The sequence below is a fragment of the Allobosea rubneri genome, from assembly GCF_032464875.1.
In the GTDB taxonomy this organism is placed as follows: Bacteria; Pseudomonadota; Alphaproteobacteria; order Rhizobiales; family Beijerinckiaceae; genus Allobosea; species Allobosea rubneri.
The window spans coordinates 1-14,790 of record NZ_JAWDID010000087.1; the positions used below are offsets into that span (position 1 = coordinate 1).

15 protein-coding genes are annotated in these 14,790 nt (G+C 69.2%); 11 read left to right on the forward strand and 4 right to left on the reverse strand.

The features are described 5' to 3' along the window. Nucleotides 1-29: 29 nt before the first annotated feature. From RKE40_RS28270 to RKE40_RS28310, 9 genes are all read left to right on the forward strand, one after another. A complete protein-coding gene (locus RKE40_RS28270; protein ID WP_316021492.1) occupies nucleotides 30-731 on the forward strand; it encodes a phosphoribosylanthranilate isomerase in 702 nt (233 codons plus the stop codon). Next, nucleotides 728-1,945, forward strand: coding sequence for a tryptophan synthase subunit beta (trpB, locus tag RKE40_RS28275; RefSeq protein WP_316021493.1), 1,218 nt, complete (start codon nucleotides 728-730; stop codon nucleotides 1,943-1,945). Before RKE40_RS28270 ends, trpB begins: the two co-directional genes overlap by 4 nt. A gap of 192 nt (nucleotides 1,946-2,137) precedes the next feature. Beyond that, nucleotides 2,138-2,875, forward strand: coding sequence for an SIMPL domain-containing protein (locus tag RKE40_RS28280; RefSeq protein ID WP_316021494.1), 738 nt, complete (start codon nucleotides 2,138-2,140; stop codon nucleotides 2,873-2,875). A gap of 149 nt (nucleotides 2,876-3,024) precedes the next feature. Then, nucleotides 3,025-3,411, forward strand: coding sequence for a DUF488 domain-containing protein (locus RKE40_RS28285; RefSeq protein ID WP_316021495.1), 387 nt, complete (start codon nucleotides 3,025-3,027; stop codon nucleotides 3,409-3,411). A 119-nt stretch (nucleotides 3,412-3,530) separates the two neighbouring features. Next, nucleotides 3,531-4,379, forward strand: a complete 849-nt coding sequence (trpA, locus tag RKE40_RS28290) for a tryptophan synthase subunit alpha (RefSeq protein ID WP_316021496.1) — start codon at nucleotides 3,531-3,533, stop codon at nucleotides 4,377-4,379. Nucleotides 4,380-4,416: 37 nt separating this feature from the next. Beyond that, nucleotides 4,417-5,319, forward strand: coding sequence for an acetyl-CoA carboxylase, carboxyltransferase subunit beta (accD, locus tag RKE40_RS28295; protein WP_316021497.1), 903 nt, complete (start codon nucleotides 4,417-4,419; stop codon nucleotides 5,317-5,319). 82 nt (nucleotides 5,320-5,401) lie between these two features. Then, nucleotides 5,402-6,724, forward strand: coding sequence for a bifunctional folylpolyglutamate synthase/dihydrofolate synthase (locus RKE40_RS28300; RefSeq protein WP_316021498.1), 1,323 nt, complete (start codon nucleotides 5,402-5,404; stop codon nucleotides 6,722-6,724). A 58-nt stretch (nucleotides 6,725-6,782) separates the two neighbouring features. Continuing rightward, nucleotides 6,783-7,205, forward strand: a complete 423-nt coding sequence (locus RKE40_RS28305) for a hypothetical protein (protein ID WP_316021499.1) — start codon at nucleotides 6,783-6,785, stop codon at nucleotides 7,203-7,205. A gap of 121 nt (nucleotides 7,206-7,326) precedes the next feature. Continuing rightward, complete coding sequence (locus RKE40_RS28310; RefSeq protein WP_316021500.1) at nucleotides 7,327-8,169, forward strand: aldo/keto reductase; 843 nt, start codon at nucleotides 7,327-7,329, stop codon at nucleotides 8,167-8,169. A 141-nt stretch (nucleotides 8,170-8,310) separates the two neighbouring features. On the opposite strand, the gene RKE40_RS28315 is transcribed toward RKE40_RS28310, so the two are convergent. Both RKE40_RS28315 and RKE40_RS28320 read right to left on the reverse strand, forming a co-directional pair. After that, on the reverse strand, nucleotides 8,311-9,246 hold the full coding sequence (locus RKE40_RS28315; protein WP_316021501.1) for an acetamidase/formamidase family protein: 936 nt from the start codon (nucleotides 9,244-9,246) through the stop codon (nucleotides 8,311-8,313). A 34-nt stretch (nucleotides 9,247-9,280) separates the two neighbouring features. Next, entirely contained in the window at nucleotides 9,281-10,366 is a 1,086-nt protein-coding gene (locus RKE40_RS28320) for a DMT family transporter (protein WP_316021502.1), read from the reverse strand. A gap of 241 nt (nucleotides 10,367-10,607) precedes the next feature. Between RKE40_RS28320 and RKE40_RS28325 the strand changes: the two genes are divergently transcribed. Then, nucleotides 10,608-11,720 carry an AbrB family transcriptional regulator gene (locus RKE40_RS28325; protein WP_316021503.1) on the forward strand — a complete coding sequence of 371 codons (1,113 nt, stop codon included), beginning with the start codon at nucleotides 10,608-10,610 and terminating at the stop codon, nucleotides 11,718-11,720. Here the strand turns inward: RKE40_RS28325 and RKE40_RS28330 are convergent, their stop codons facing one another. Then, nucleotides 11,721-12,905: a glycosyltransferase gene (locus RKE40_RS28330; RefSeq protein WP_316021504.1), complete on the reverse strand. Its 1,185-nt coding sequence runs from the start codon at nucleotides 12,903-12,905 to the stop codon at nucleotides 11,721-11,723. 205 nt (nucleotides 12,906-13,110) lie between these two features. Here RKE40_RS28330 and RKE40_RS28335 point away from each other — a divergent pair, with 205 nt between their 5' ends. After that, nucleotides 13,111-14,130, forward strand: coding sequence for a glycosyltransferase family 2 protein (locus RKE40_RS28335; protein WP_316021505.1), 1,020 nt, complete (start codon nucleotides 13,111-13,113; stop codon nucleotides 14,128-14,130). Nucleotides 14,131-14,151: 21 nt separating this feature from the next. On the opposite strand, the gene RKE40_RS28340 is transcribed toward RKE40_RS28335, so the two are convergent. Further along, on the reverse strand, nucleotides 14,152-14,790 hold a 639-nt coding region (locus RKE40_RS28340), incomplete at its 5' end, for a P-loop NTPase family protein (RefSeq protein ID WP_316021506.1).

A 14,790-nucleotide genomic window follows, 5' to 3' on the forward strand; every position in this document is an offset into this window, starting at 1 on the left:
GGCGGGCGCGTTTGTGCTAAAGCCCCGCAATGACGCGCGCCCAAGCCTCGTTCCCGATCAAGATCTGTGGCCTCTCCACCCCAGAGACGCTCGAAGCGGCGCTTGCCGCCGGCGCCGACATGATCGGTCTCGTCTTTCACCCGAAGAGCCCGCGCTTCGTCATGCCGGACCTGGCCTCTCGGCTTGCGGCGCAGGCGCGCGGCAAGGCTGAGATCGTGGCGCTGACGGTCGATATCGAGCCTGCCAAGGCGGCCGAACTCGCGCAGCTCCTGCAACCCGACTGGCTGCAGCTCCATGGCAGCGAGACGCCCGACGCCGTCAGGGCGATCAAGGCTGCGACCGGACTGCCGGCATTGAAGGCGCTGGGTATCGCGACCGCTGCCGATCTTCAGCGCATCGAGCCCTATGCCGGCAGCGCCGACATGATCCTGCTCGATGCCAAGCCGCCCAAGGACGCAGCCTATCCCGGCGGCCATGGCCGGCCCTTCGACTGGGCGCTGCTCGCCGGCCTCGACCCGGCTTTCCGCTTCATGCTATCGGGCGGGCTCGATCCGGCGAATGTCGCGGAGGCGATCCGCACCGCGAGGCCGTCCGGCGTCGACGTCTCCTCCGGGGTCGAAAGCGCGCCGGGCGTCAAGGATGTCGATCGGATCGCGGAATTCGTCAGGGCTGCCCGTGCGGCCGCCCAGGCATTGAACGACGACATGTTGAAGAAGGCAGGCAAGGCATGAACGCGCCGCACGCACCGAACAGCTTCCGGAACGGCCCGGACGAGAACGGCCGCTTCGGCCAGTTCGGCGGGCGCTTCGTCGCCGAGACGCTGATGCCGCTGATCCTCGAGCTGGAGGCGGCCTACACCGCAGCCAAGGCCGATCCCGCCTATCATGCGGAGACTGCGAACGGGCTGAAGCACTATGTCGGCCGGCCCTCGCCGCTCTATCTCGCCGAGCGTCTCACCGAGCATTTCGGCGGCGCCAAGATCTATCTGAAGCGCGAGGAGCTGAACCACACCGGCTCGCACAAGGTGAACAACGTGCTCGGCCAGATCCTGCTGGCGCGGCGCATGGGCAAGAAGCGCATCATCGCCGAGACCGGCGCCGGGCAGCACGGCGTCGCGACGGCGACGCTCTGCGCCCGCTACGGCCTCGAATGCATCGTCTATATGGGCGCGGTCGACGTCGCCCGGCAGGCGCCGAACGTCTTCCGCATGCAGATGCTGGGCGCCACCGTCGTGCCGGTCGAATCCGGCACCAAGACCCTCAAGGACGCGATGAACGAGGCGCTGCGCGACTGGGTGACCAATGTCGCGTCGACCTTCTACTGCATCGGCACCGTCGCCGGCCCGCATCCCTATCCGGCCATGGTGCGCGACTTCCAGTCGATCATCGGCAAGGAGACGCGCGAGCAGATGCTGGAGCTGGAGGGCCGCCTGCCGGATTCGCTGATCGCCTGCATCGGCGGCGGCTCGAATGCGATGGGCCTGTTCCACCCCTTCCTCGACGACAAGAGCGTTGAGATCTACGGCGTCGAGGCGGCCGGCCACGGCATTCCCTCGGGCCTGCATGCGGCCTCGCTCACCGGCGGGCGCCCCGGCGTGCTGCACGGCAACCGCACCTATCTGCTGATGAACGAGGACGGGCAGATCAACGACGCCCATTCGATCTCGGCCGGGCTCGACTATCCCGGTATCGGCCCGGAGCATTCCTGGCTGCACGATATCGGCCGCGCCACCTATCTCTCGGCGACGGACGAGGAGGCGCTCGAGGCCTTCCAGCTGATCTCCAAGCTCGAGGGCATCATCCCGGCGCTGGAATCGGCGCATGCGCTGGCGCGCGTCGCCGAGCTCGCGCCGAAGAAGCCGAAGGACCACCTGATGGTCGTCAACCTCTCCGGCCGTGGGGACAAGGATATCCCGCAGGTAGCGGAGATTCTGGCGGCGCGGTGACCTGAGCATTTTCAAGCGAAGTGGACACCGGTTCGCATGAAGAAAATGCGATAAAACAAAGAGCTAGAGCATTTCGCGCTTCGGAGAAGCGCGAAATGCTTTGCATCGTCCTGATGCTGCCCCATTAGCTTGCGCATGGTCTGGGCGCAGAGGCGGAGCCGCTTCTGCGGACCATGCCAGCGAAGGACGATCATGTCGAAGACCAAGAAGGCCCTGCTCATCGCCGCGCTCGCGGCGCTTTCCGCCCCCGTTCAGGCCCAGACTGCCGGCCCGCTGGCTCCGGCCGAAGGCATCGTCATCCGCACCGAGGGCGAAGTCAGGGTGAAGCCGGATCTCGCGACGATCCAGGCCGGGATCGTCAGCGAGGGCAAGACCGCCGCCGAGGCGCTGGCGAAGAACACCCCCGCGCTGGCGAAGCTCGTCGAGGCCGTGAAGGCGGCCGGTATCGCCGCGGGCGACGTCAGGACCTCGCAGGTGGCGCTGGTGCCGCGCATGACGCAGCCCTCCGCCTCCTCCTCGCCGCAGCCGCGCGCGCCGAAGATCGACGGCTACGAGGCCCGCACCGGGTTGACCGTCATCGTGCGCGACATCGCCAAGGCCGGGCCGCTGATCGACGCACTCGCCACAGCCGGCGCCAACGAGATGTCGGGGATCATGTTCGGTCTCGCCAACGAGGACACCGCCAAGGACGCGGCGCGCCAGAAGGCGGCCGAGGCGGCGCGGGCCCGTGCCTCGCTCTATGCTGACAAGCTCGGCGTCAAGGTCGGCGAGCTCGTCTCGATCGTCGAGGCCGAGGCCGAGCCGCCGATCCGTCCGATGGGCGATGTCCGGGCCTATCGCATGGCGGCCGCTGGGGCGCCGATGGCGGTCGAGCCCGGCGAGATCACGGTCAGCGCGGCGCTGCGCACGGTCTGGCGCATCGAGAAATAGCCGAGCGGAGGCGCGCCGGCGCTCCTGCCATGCGATGAGACGGTGGCCGCGCTACGCAACCCGTACCGCGGCCATCCTTGCTTCGTGCTAGGCATGCCGCCATGACGGGCCATGAGCAGTTCTGCCCGGCTGATTGAAAGGACGAGCCCGTGAGTGTTCGTATCGTTCGGCTGGGAACGGCGCGCGAAGCCGGCGAGGGCACGCGCATCGGCACGGTCCGGCGCGTGCCGCGCGGCGTGCCGAAGGAGCGCTATGCCAGAGAAAACTGGTTCGATGTCTGGTTTCCGCTGCTGTCGCCGACGCCGGAGTTGATGGCGCAGGCCAAGGCGGCCGAGACGGAGAAGGACTGGGCCGGCTTCACCCGCGCCTTCAAGGCCGAGATGGCCGAGCCGGCGCCGCGCCATGCGCTCGACCTGCTGGCGACCCTGTCGCATGACAGCGACTTTTCGGTCGGCTGCTATTGCGAGGTCGAGGCGCATTGCCACCGCTCGGTGCTGCGGGCCCTGCTGGCGGAGCGCGGCGCCAAGTTCGCCTGACGCCGGCCGGCGTGAGGAGCGGCGCCGAAGCGCTCGGCCGGGACCGCGTCGCCCCTGCAGGGCGGGGCTGAGCCCGCGCCCTCTCGCCAGCCGGGCCCGGCCATGCTAACCGCAGCGCCATGACACAGACCGGCCAGACCCGTATCGAGAACCGCTTTGCCGCCTGCGCCACGGAAGGCCGGGCCGCGCTCGTGACGTTCGTCACGGCCGGCGATCCGGATTTCGACACGGCGAGTGCGATCCTGCACGCCCTTCCGGCTGCGGGCGCCGACATCATCGAGCTCGGCGTGCCCTTCACCGACCCGATGGCGGATGGCATCCCCGTCCAGCTCGCCGGCCAGCGCGCGCTCAAGGGCGGGCAGACCCTGAAGAAGACGCTCGCCATGGTCGAGGGCTTCCGCAAGGCCGGCCACGACACGCCGATCGTGCTGATGGGCTACTACAATCCGATCTGGGCCTATGGCGTCGAGCGCTTCCTCACCGATGCGCGCGCCGCCGGCGTCGACGGGCTGATCGTCGTCGACCTGCCGCCGGAAGAGGATGCCGAGCTCTGCCTGCCGGCGCTCGCCGCCGGCCTCAGCTTCATCCGCCTGGCGACGCCGACCACCGATGACAAGCGCCTGCCGCGCGTGCTGCAGAACACCTCGGGCTTCGTCTATTACGTCTCGATGACCGGCGTCACTGGCGGCACCATCGCCAATTACGACGCGGTCGGCGAGGCGGTGGCGCGGATCAAGCAGCACACCGCCCTGCCGGTCGCGGTCGGCTTCGGCGTCAAGACCGCCGCCGATGCGGCTGCGATCGCGCGCGGTGCCGATGGCGTCGTCGTCGGCTCGTCGCTGGTCGAGCGCGTCCGCCTCTCGCTCGATGCCGAGGGCAAGGCCACGGAAAAGACGGTTTCGGCTGTCACCTCGCTGGTCGCCGAGCTCGCTGCCGGTGTCCGTTCGGTCGCAAAAGCTGCGGCCTGAGCCGCTAGCAGCTCCCGCTGAATTCGAGGATGGTCCGATGAACTGGATTTCCGAAGTCGTTCGCCCGCGCATCAAGACGCTGTTCAAGCGCGAGAGCCCGGAGAATCTCTGGATCAAGTGCCCGGATTCCGGGCAGATGGTCTTCCACAAGGATGTCGAGGCCAATGGCTTCGTCATTCCCGGCTCGGACCATCATCTCCGCGTCAAGGCGCCGGACCGCCTGCGCCTGACCTTCGACGAGGGCAAATGGCTCGACGTGGCGCTGCCTGAGGCCGCCGTCGACCCGCTGAAGTTCCGGGACGAGAAGCGCTATGTCGACCGGCTGAAGGATGCCCGCGCCAAGACCGGCGCTGCGGACGCCTTCAAGGTCGGCTATGGCCGGGTCCAGGGCCTGCCGATGACCGTCGCGGTGCAGGACTTCCACTTCATGGGCGGCTCGCTCGGCATGGCGGCGGGCGAGGCCTTCATCAAGGGCGCCGAGACTGCGCTCGAGAAGAAGACCCCCTATGTCGTCTTCGCCGCCTCGGGCGGCGCGCGCATGCAGGAGGGCATCCTCTCGCTGATGCAGCTGCCGCGCACCACGGTCGCGATCCGGCGTTTGCAGAAGGCAGGCCTGCCCTATTTCGTCGTCCTGACCAATCCGACCACGGGCGGCGTCACCGCCTCCTATGCGATGCTCGGTGACATCCACATCGCCGAGCCCGGCGCGCTGATCGGCTTCGCCGGCCCGCGCGTCATCGAGCAGACCATCCGCGAGAAGCTGCCGGAGGGTTTCCAGCGCTCGGAATATCTCAGGGATCACGGCATGGTCGACATGGTCGTCCACCGCCACGACATCCCGGCGACGCTGGCAAGGCTCGCCCGCTTCCTGACGAAGCAGCCGGCCCCGGGAGCGAACGCGACCGCGGAAGCCGAGCCGCTCGTTCACGAGGCCAACTGAACTTTCCCACGACGCATCGGGAAACGCCGGCAGCCGCTCCGCACCGGCGCGATGCTTTCGCCGGCCGGGGGGCCGGAGCCGCATGAGCACATCCGACCTGCTGCTGGCGCGCTTCCTGGCGCTGCATCCCAAGCTGATCGACCTCTCGCTCGGCCGCATATTGCGCCTGCTCGAGCGCCTCGGCGATCCGCAGAAGCGCCTGCCGCCGGTGATCCATGTCGCCGGCACCAATGGCAAGGGCTCGACCATCGCCTTCATGCGGGCGATCCTCGAGGCGGCCGGCCTCAGCGTCCACGTCTACACCTCGCCGCATCTGGTGCGCTTCCATGAGCGCATAAGGCTCGGCCGGCCCGGCGGCGGCCGCTTCGTCGACGAGGACGTGCTGGTCGAGGCGCTGGAGCGCTGCGAGCGCGCCAATGCCGGCGATTCCATCACCTTCTTCGAAATCACCACCTCGGCGGCACTGCTGCTGTTCTCCGAGCACAAGGCGGATGTCGTGCTGCTCGAGGTCGGGCTCGGCGGGCGCTACGACACCACCAATGTCATCGACCATCCGGCCTGCACGGTGGTCACCCCGGTCTCGCTCGACCATTCCGAATATCTCGGCGACACCGTGACCAAGATCGCCGGCGAGAAGGCCGGCATCTTCAAGCGCGGCGCACCCGCCGTGATCGCGCCGCAGGAGCCCGAGCCGACCGCCGTGCTGGAGGCCGCCGCCGAACGTGCCGGCGCCTCGAAGATCCTGATCGGTGCGCAGGACTTCAACGTCCATGAGGATGGCGGAAGGCTGGTCTACGAGGATGGCGATGGCCTGCTCGATCTGCCCCTGCCGCGTCTCGCCGGGCGCCACCAGCACATCAATGCCGGCACCGCGATCGCGGCGCTGCGCGCCGCCGGCTATGGTGGCCTCCCGGCGGCGGCCTTCGAGCGCGGCATGACCGAGGCCGAATGGCCGGCACGGCTGCAGCGGCTGGCGCGCGGCCACCTTGCCGAACTCGTGCCCGCCGGCGCCGAGCTCTGGCTCGATGGCGGCCATAATCCCGATGGCGGGCGCGTGCTCGCCCAGGCCATGGCCGATCTCGAAGAGAAGAACCCGGCGCCGCTGGTGATGATCACCGGCCTGCTCTCGACCAAGGACGGCCGCGCCACGCTCGGCCATTTCAAGGGCTTGGCGCATGCGCTCTTCGCCGTGCCGATGCAGAACCAGCTCGCCGCCCGCCCGGCCGAGGAGGTGGCGGAGCTCGCCCGTTCTGCCGGGCTCAGGGCGGAGGCCACGGGTTCGGTCGAGCAGGCGCTGCGCGAGATCGCCGCGCGGCACTGGCCCGTGCCGCCGCGCATTTTGATCTGCGGCTCGCTCTACCTCGCCGGCGAGGTGCTCCAGGCCAACGGCACCCCGCCGGTTTGAGGTCGGCCCGAGCCTCTCTATTGTCCGAACCTGCCTGCCGCCTGTGCCGAGGAGAGCCATGCCAGTTGCCGGATTGACCACCCTCGGCATCGTCCTCCTGTGCGGCATGCTCGGCGGCTGCGTGACCTCCGGCGACGCGCCCGGCCAGGCCGCCGACGGCATCGACCGCGTCCGCGCCGGCCAGCCGACCTTCCTGCAGCAGACCTACATGACCATGGACAAAAGTTGCCGGCAGGGGAAGCGGCCGACCGCCGTGCTGACCCGCGACCCCGAGCACGGCAAGGTCAGGATGGCGACGCGCAAGGCCGAAGCGGTCTACGGCCCCGGTCCCTATGCCCATTGCGATGGGCGGGTCGGCAACTCGCTCGCCTTCGAATACACCTCGCGGCCGGATTACCGCGGGCGCGATAGCTTCGAGGTCAAGGTGCGCTACGCCGATGGCGAGGTTCGCGACGGCCGCTTCGAGATCGAGGTCCGCTGAACCCAGAGCATCGGACCGAAAAGTGGAATCCACTTTTCGGACGAATCCGATGCCCCAACAAGGAATGAGATCGCCAGAGCGTATCCGATAGGATGCCCGGCGATCGAAGGGAGCTGAATCTATGGAGAGAGCTTTCGGACAGGGCGGCCAGCGGGTTTCCGTGATCGGCCAGGGTAGCTGGAACATCGAGCTCTCCGAGCGCAAGGCGGCGGTCGCGGCGCTGCGGCGCGGGCTCGATCTCGGGCTGACGCATATCGATACCGCCGAGATGTATGGCGACGGCCGTTCCGAGGAGATCGTCGGCGAGGCGATCTCGGGCCGGCGCGACGCGGTCTTCCTGGTTTCCAAGGTCCTGCCGCACAATGCCTCGCGTGCCGGCACGCGCGCCGCCTGCGAGCGCTCGCTGCAGCGGCTCGGCACCGACCGGCTCGACTGCTACCTGCTGCACTGGCGCGGCTCCTACCCGCTGGAAGAGACCTTCGCCGCCTTCGAGGCGTTGCGGGAAGAGGGCAAGATCCGCTCCTGGGGCGTCAGCAACTTCGACGTCGACGACCTCGACGAGGCGCTGGAGCTGGCCGGGCCGGGCAGGATCGCTTGCAATCAGGTGCTCTACCATCTGCGCGAGCGGGCGATCGAGCATGCCGTCATCCCCTGGTGCGAGAAGAACGGCGTCGCGGTCACCGCCTATAGCCCGTTCGGGCAGGATGATTTCCCGGAGCCCGGCTCGGCGCAGGGGCGGGTGCTGGCGCAGATCGCGGCGAAGCATGGCGCGGGCCCGCGCCAGGTCGCGCTTGCCTTCCTGACCCGGCGCCATCAGGTGTTCGCGATCCCGAAGGCGGCGAGGGCCGCTCATGCCGAGGACAATGCCGGGGCGCTGGCGCTGCGCCTCGACGAAGCCGATATCGCCGCGATCGACGCCGCTTTCCCGCTCGGGCGCAGGCCGCGCTCGCTGCCGATGCTGTAGCAACCCCTTGGATAATCGCGCTGTCGTCCCGGGCGACCGGAGGGAGACCCGGGACCCATGCCGGAACCTTTATCGGCAAGGCTCAGGAATGGATCCCGGCTCTCCGCTGCGCTCCGGCCGGGATGACCCGCGTCAATTGAACTACCCCACCAGCGTCTTCGGCAGCATGCAGTGGATGCCCTTGTTGCCGTTGACCGTCTGGGTGACGCGCAGATCGGCGGCGAGGCTGCACAGCATATAGGCCTCCTCGCGGGTGAGCTTCGTTCGCTCGGTGATGAGCCCGATCATCTCGCGCAGCGCGTTCTTGGCGCAGATGTCGAGATCGGGATCGATCCCCATGGTGATGTGGTGGGTCCGGGTCTCGGCGCGCGGCATGGCGAAGGAGAGGTCCTCGCGCAGGTGGAATTCGAAGGTGCCCTCCAGCGCCGTCTCGATCGCGGTGATGCAGACCTCGCCGTCGCCCTGCGCGCCATGGCCATCGCCGCAGGAGAACAGCGCGCCCTCGACGAAGACGGGCAGATAGAGCGTCGCACCGGCGACGAGTTCCTTGTTGTCGATATTGCCGCCGAAGGCGCGCGGGATCAGCGAGCTCACTCGCCCCCAATGCGCCGGCGGCGCGGTGCCCATCACCCCGAAGAAGGGCGCGAGGGGCAGCTCCATGCCCCAGGGCAGGTTCGCGACGTTCCGCTCGCGGTCGAGATGGATGTAGCGCAGGGCGTGGCAGTCGAACTCCTCCGGCAGCGTGCCGCCGAGCGGGCGGATCATCGTGTAGCCGAAATCGGTGCGCGGCTTCACGCTCCGGATCTGGACCTCGAGCACCTGGCCGGGCCTGGCGCCCTTCACCGCGATCGGGCCGGTGAGGATGTGGCCGGGCACCATGCGCTCGGCCTTTTCATGGATCTCGTGGATCTCGGGCGGGATCGTCGGATTGCCGTCCGGCAGATGGGCAGGCCCGCCGGTCACCGTGCGGATGGTGACGCGGTCGCCGCTCTCGATCTCCAGCACAGGCTTCAGCTGCGCGTCGAAATAGCCCCAATGGCAGGTGGCGAGGCTGGAATCGAGCTGGTGATGGGTCATGCATGGCCTCGTTGAGCGGCGGCGCGGGCGATCGTCAGGCTGGGGGCGCGAGTCCGGTTTCGGCCCGGCTGCGGGCATTGCGGCGGATCGTATACAGCGTCGCGCCGATGACGATGGCCGAGCCGATGAAGGTCGAGAGCGACGGAATCTCGGCGAAGAAGACGAAGCCGGTGAAGCTCGCCAGCAGCAGCCGGCTGAAATCGAGCGGGGCGAGCGCCGCCGCCTCGCCGACCTGATAGGCCTTGGTGATCAGCCATTGCCCGGCGGTGCCGAACAGGCTGAGCAGGACGAGCGCGAGCCACTGCTCGGCGCTGGGCCAGACCCAGTAGGCCCAGGCCGGCCAGGCGAGGACGACGATCAGCACGAGGCCCTGATAGATCAGGATCGTCTCGGTGCGTTCCGACGTGCCGAGCATGCGGACGCTGACTGTGATGCAGGCGCCGAACACCGCCCCGCCGACCGACATCAGCGCCCAGAAATTCAACCCCTCGGTCGAGGGGTTCAGCATGATCAGGATGCCGATAAAGCCGATGACCGTCGCGGCCCAGCGCCGGCCGTCGACCTTCTCCTTGAGCACCAGCACCGCCGCGATGGTGACGAACAGGACCTGGCTGAAGCTGATCGAGGTCGCCTGCGCCAGCGGGATGTGGATCAGCGCACTGAAGCCGCAGAGCATCGAGGCCAGCGTCACCACCCCGCGGAAGATCTGCAGGCCGGGATGGCGGGTGCGTAGCATCGAGGGCAGCGCCCGGCCGACGACGAGCACGATGACGAGGCTCATGATCAGCTGGCGGATCATGAGCGTCTCGACCAGCGGGATCGAGCTGCCGAGATGCTTGAACAGCCCGACCATCACCGCATAGACCAGCAGCGCCGACAGCATGTAGACCGAGCCGCGCAGGTTCGGGCTGGCGCCGCGCCACCACAGGCCAGCGCGCGAGCGCCGCCTGGCGAGCCAGCTGCCGCCGGCCGGGGCGATGACAGGTGGAGGTGGAATGTCGGGGAGTGCGGCGCTGCCGCCCGTACAGCGATCTTCCTCGGGCGCCGAGGGGGCGGGCTCGCCGATCCCGGCGCTCTCGCTGCCACGGGCCTCCTGATCCGAAAGACGGTCGTCGCTCATGGCAGCCCGGAGCCGGGCTCAGCGCCAGCGGCCTATTATTGGTCTCGTTCCGGAACTCTCGCCGATTTGCCGGTTTCGGAGCAGGGGGCCTGCGCACATGGCAGGGTTGTTCTGGCGTCCGGCCGCCCCGCCTTCAGGGCAGGGGCGTCATTCGACTGGGCGGCTGCCTGCGCCGCCATTGTGGCGTATAGCAGCGCGGATCGCGCATTCGGGCGGCGATCGGACAAGGTGACGCGGGACGATGCGGGATCTGCTGGCCGACATGGCGAACGGCGTGCGCGAATTGTCGCCGCGGCGCTTTCCCTGGCGGCGCTTCCTGCTCGCGCTTTCGCTCGGCATCCTCGGCGGCTGGCTGTTCGCCTATCTGCGCCTGCCCTTGCCCTGGATGCTCGGCTCGATGGTGTTCTGCACCGCCGCCGCGATCTCGCGTGCGCCGGTCGCGGCTCCGCCGGTGATCCGCCCGCCCATGTCGGCGGTGATCGGCGTCATGCTCGGCTCCGGCTTTCGGCCCGATCTGATCGCGCAATTGCCGAACTGGCTGCCGACGCTCGCCGGGCTCGTGCTCTTCATGGCCGCCTGCGCCTTCTTCTGCGTCGGCTATTTCCGCCGCGTCGCCGGTTATGACCCGGTTACCGCCTTCTTCGCCGGCATGCCCGGCGGTCTCGTCGAGATGGTGATCACCGGCGAGGAGAAGGGCGGCGATGCGCGCACTATCGCGCTGATCCACTCCGCCCGCATCCTGCTCGTGGTGATGACGCTGCCCTTCATCGTGCAATGGCTCGAGGGCGTCTCGCTCGGCATCAACCGCACTTCCGGCCCCTCGATGATGCAGACCTCCGCACTCGGCTGGTTCTGGCTGGTCGCCTGCGGCGTGCTCGGCGTCATGCTCGCCCATGCCTTGCGCCTGCCGGCCAAGCAGCTGCTCGGGCCGATGCTGGTCTCGGCCGCCGTGCATGTCGCCGGCCTCAGCGACTCCGTCCCGCCCTTCGAGATCGTCAACCTCGCCCAGCTGATCCTCGGCGTCACCATCGGCTGCCGCTTCGTCGGGACGCCGCCGCAGGCGATCCTGCGCATCCTCGTGATCTCGGCCGGGTCGACGCTGATCCTGCTCGCGCTGACGCTGGCCTTCGCCTTCGCGGTGGCGCAGGTCTCGCGCTACCAGCCGGTGCCGCTGATCCTGGCCTACTCGCCGGGCGGGCTCGCCGAGATGAGCCTGATCGCGCTCGCTCTGCACACCGAGGTCGCGTTCGTCGCCGCCCACCACATCATCCGGGTCTTCCTGGTGATGATCGGCGCCGGACCCCTCTTCGGTGTGCTCGGCGGCAAGCCCAAAAGCGCGAGCAAGCCGAAATAGTCAGCGCCCGACCGCAGCCGCGAGCCCGCGCTCCAGGGCCGAGGCCAGCGCCGCCCGCTGGCGTGCCATGAAGGCAGCACCGTCGAGCCGCAGGTTCGCGCCGGCCCGCGCCGCCGTGACCAGCTCGACCAGCGCCGCGGCGAAGGCGCGTGGGTCGTCCGCAACCCGGAAGTTCGCGGGTATTTCGGTGAAGCCGCGGCAGGAGAGCGGCGTGGCCGCGGCGGGGGCGCCGAGCTGCATCGCCTCGATCGTCTTCAGTTGCACGCCGGTGCCGGCTCGGCTCGCCAGGGCCAGGGCCCGGCAGGAGAGCAGAAATTCGCGCGCATCCGGCACGCGCCCGACCGGCTTCACCTGCTCCGGCACGGGCGGCATGTCGGGCGGCAGGCGCCCTGCGACCGCAATCTCGAAATCGGCCGGCAGCAGCGGGCAGACCTCGCGCAGGAACCAGTCGAGCCCGGTGAAGTTCGGCACCCAGGTCCAGGTGCCGATCAGGCCGACATCATGGGCCGCCGCGACCGGCTGGATGCTCAAGGGCTCGATCTCTGCGCCCGAAACCAGCGGCAGCACGGCCGATTTTCCGGCCAGCTCCGGGCCGAGCGCGGCGCGATCCTCCTCGGCCAGCGTCCAGACGAAGCGGGCCTCCTGCCAGAGCCGGCGCTCGACCTTTTCGAGCAGATGCGCCTCGCGCGCGAACAGCGCCCGCATCAGCGGGCTGCGGGCGTGGTCGGCATTCTGCTGTGCCGAGACATGCTCGATATTGTGCTCGACGAGCACGCAGGGGCCGAGCCTGGTCAGCTCCGGAAAGGCGCCGGGCAGCATCACGGAATTGAGCACGATGGCGTCGAACGGGCCGCGCGCCTTGACCGCCTCGACGAAGCGTCCGCGCCCCGCCAGTCTGAGCTTGGCGCAGGCGACCGGCAATGAGGCGGCGAGCGCGCTGCCCAGCCATTGCAGCTTGCGCCCCTTCGAGACGACGGCGTTCTCGACATCGACCGCGTCGATCACCACGGCGCCGCCGGGATCGGCCGGCACCTCGCCCGGCCGCACGAAGCCGAAGGCGGTGACCTCATGGCCGGCGGCGCGCAGCGCATCGAGGATGGCGGCATTGGCGATCTCGAAGCCGGTATCGGGCCGTGCGACGGGGATCAGCGTGGTGAGGAAGGCAAGGCGCACGGGTTTCCGCATCCTGGGATCGTGGCCGAGAAAGGGGGCAGGCCGGCCGCCGGGTCAAGTCCGCCAGAGCCGGTAACCTCAACGGCATGTGATCGACGAGGCGAGTCTGATCCGGGCCGTGCATACGGAACCTTAAAGCGAATCGGCTGCGATGCCGTGACGACAATGGAAGTCCCGGGAGCTGTTCGTCGGTTCTTGCCGGGGCGAGGAAGATCGCATGATGCAGCAGGCACTGGCGGAGCGGCCGGGTTCAGGCCCGCCCGAAACCTTCGAGATCGTGGCGCAGTCGGCGCCCGAGATCCTGGCCCATGTCGAGACCGTGGTCTGCGTTCCGACCTTCCGGCGGCCCGACATGCTGGAGCGGACCTTGCGCTCGCTCGCGGCGCAGCGCGGCGCCGGCCCGTTCGCGGTGATCGTCGTCGAGAACGAGGGCGGTGAGCGCGCGGGTGCCGAGCGCGCCTGTGAGCTGTTCGCCGAGGGGCTGTTCGAGGGGCTGGTCATCGTCGAGCCGCGCCAGGGCAACTGCAAGGCTTACAACGCCGCCTGGCGCTGCGCGCTGACGCGGCTGCCGGCGCTGCGCCATATCGCCGGCATCGACGACGACGAGGAGGCCGAGCCGGGCTGGCTCGCCGCCTTCCTGCAGGCTGCGGCGAGCGCGCCGGCCGAACTGTTCGGGGGGTCGGTGACGCCGCGCTTCGAGGATCCGACCCGCGCCTGGCTGGGGGCCCACCCGGTCTTCCGCTCGCACTACACGGCATCGGGACCGGTCCCGATGCTCTATTCGAGCGCCAACTACCTGATCCGGCGCGAGGTGCTCGACACCCTCGGCTTTCCCTATCTCGACGAGAGCTTCGACTTCACCGGCGGCGGCGACAGCGACTTCTTCAGGAGGGCGATGGCTGCCGGCTTCCGCTTCTGGTGGGTGCAGGAGGCGGCGCAGCGCGAGACCATGCCGGCGCGGCGCACCGAGGCCGACTGGATCAGGGCGCGCGGCTATCGCAACGGCGCGATCTCGGCACGGATCGAGCGGCGCAGCCAGCCCGGCAGGGCGGGGCGCGTGCGGGTGCTCGCCAAGAGCCTGATGCTGCTCGCCGCCTCGCCGCTGCGCGGGCTGATGCTCGGCCTCGACACCCGCTCGCTGACCATTGGCCTCTATCATGCCCAGGTCGCGCTCGGCCGGCTCGGCACCGAATTCGGCGTCCAGGACGAGCAGTACCGCGTACCCGACAAGAACTGAGGGCTGCCGACCGGCCGCTCCTCAGGCCTGATTGACGACGAAGCCTCGGATCTTGCCGGCCTGGGCCCCGAGCGCCTCTGCCGCACGCTCGATGTCGCCGCGGCCGACCTCGCCCTCGCGCAGCACCAGCACGATGTCGTCGACGGCCTCGGCGAAGTGCAGGGTCAGCTCGTCGCTGCCGAGCGCGGCCCCGTCGACGATGATCGGCCCGAAGCGCCTCGCGGCGCCGAAGAACTCCCGGCTGATCTTCGCCCCGGTGATCGCGGTGGTCGGGCCGCGGCGCGGCAGGAAGAACAATCCTGTCCCTTCGTCCTGCAGGGCGGCGCGCACCACGCCGGCGGTGCCCGAGACGATGTCGGCGAGGCCCGTCTGCGCATCCTTGGCGAAGGTCGTGGTCAGATTGGCGGCGCCGACCCCGGCATCGACCAGGATCGCCGCCTTGCCGGCGAGCGCCGCATCGAGGGCGAGATTCAGCGCCAGCGTCGATGCGCCGGCGCCCGGACGCATGCCGACGATCAGGATGCGGCGGCCGTCATTGTCGCCGGCGGCAGCCTGAAGGGCTTCGCGTACCTGGCCTACCGCCCGCGCGAAGCTCGCCTGCGGCTTGTCGAGCACGTCGACGAGCGGACCCTTGCCCTGGAACACCGAGCGGGTCTCGTC

Excerpts from the sequence above, each read along its gene's own strand:
- trpB (WP_316021493.1), top strand. The coding sequence starts at position 728 with ATGAACGCGCCGCACGCACCGAACAGCTTCCGGAACGGCCCGGACGAG.
- accD (WP_316021497.1), top strand. The coding sequence starts at position 4,417 with ATGAACTGGATTTCCGAAGTCGTTCGCCCGCGCATCAAGACGCTGTTC.
- RKE40_RS28300 (WP_316021498.1), top strand. The coding sequence starts at position 5,402 with ATGAGCACATCCGACCTGCTGCTGGCGCGCTTCCTGGCGCTGCATCCC.
- RKE40_RS28315 (WP_316021501.1), bottom strand. The coding sequence starts at position 9,246 with ATGACCCATCACCAGCTCGATTCCAGCCTCGCCACCTGCCATTGGGGC.
- RKE40_RS28310 (WP_316021500.1), top strand. The coding sequence starts at position 7,327 with ATGGAGAGAGCTTTCGGACAGGGCGGCCAGCGGGTTTCCGTGATCGGC.
- RKE40_RS28330 (WP_316021504.1), bottom strand. The coding sequence starts at position 12,905 with ATGCGGAAACCCGTGCGCCTTGCCTTCCTCACCACGCTGATCCCCGTC.
- RKE40_RS28270 (WP_316021492.1), top strand. The coding sequence starts at position 30 with ATGACGCGCGCCCAAGCCTCGTTCCCGATCAAGATCTGTGGCCTCTCC.
- RKE40_RS28280 (WP_316021494.1), top strand. The coding sequence starts at position 2,138 with ATGTCGAAGACCAAGAAGGCCCTGCTCATCGCCGCGCTCGCGGCGCTT.
- RKE40_RS28320 (WP_316021502.1), bottom strand. The coding sequence starts at position 10,366 with ATGAGCGACGACCGTCTTTCGGATCAGGAGGCCCGTGGCAGCGAGAGC.
- trpA (WP_316021496.1), top strand. The coding sequence starts at position 3,531 with ATGACACAGACCGGCCAGACCCGTATCGAGAACCGCTTTGCCGCCTGC.
- RKE40_RS28335 (WP_316021505.1), top strand. The coding sequence starts at position 13,111 with ATGATGCAGCAGGCACTGGCGGAGCGGCCGGGTTCAGGCCCGCCCGAA.
- RKE40_RS28305 (WP_316021499.1), top strand. The coding sequence starts at position 6,783 with ATGCCAGTTGCCGGATTGACCACCCTCGGCATCGTCCTCCTGTGCGGC.
- RKE40_RS28325 (WP_316021503.1), top strand. The coding sequence starts at position 10,608 with ATGCGGGATCTGCTGGCCGACATGGCGAACGGCGTGCGCGAATTGTCG.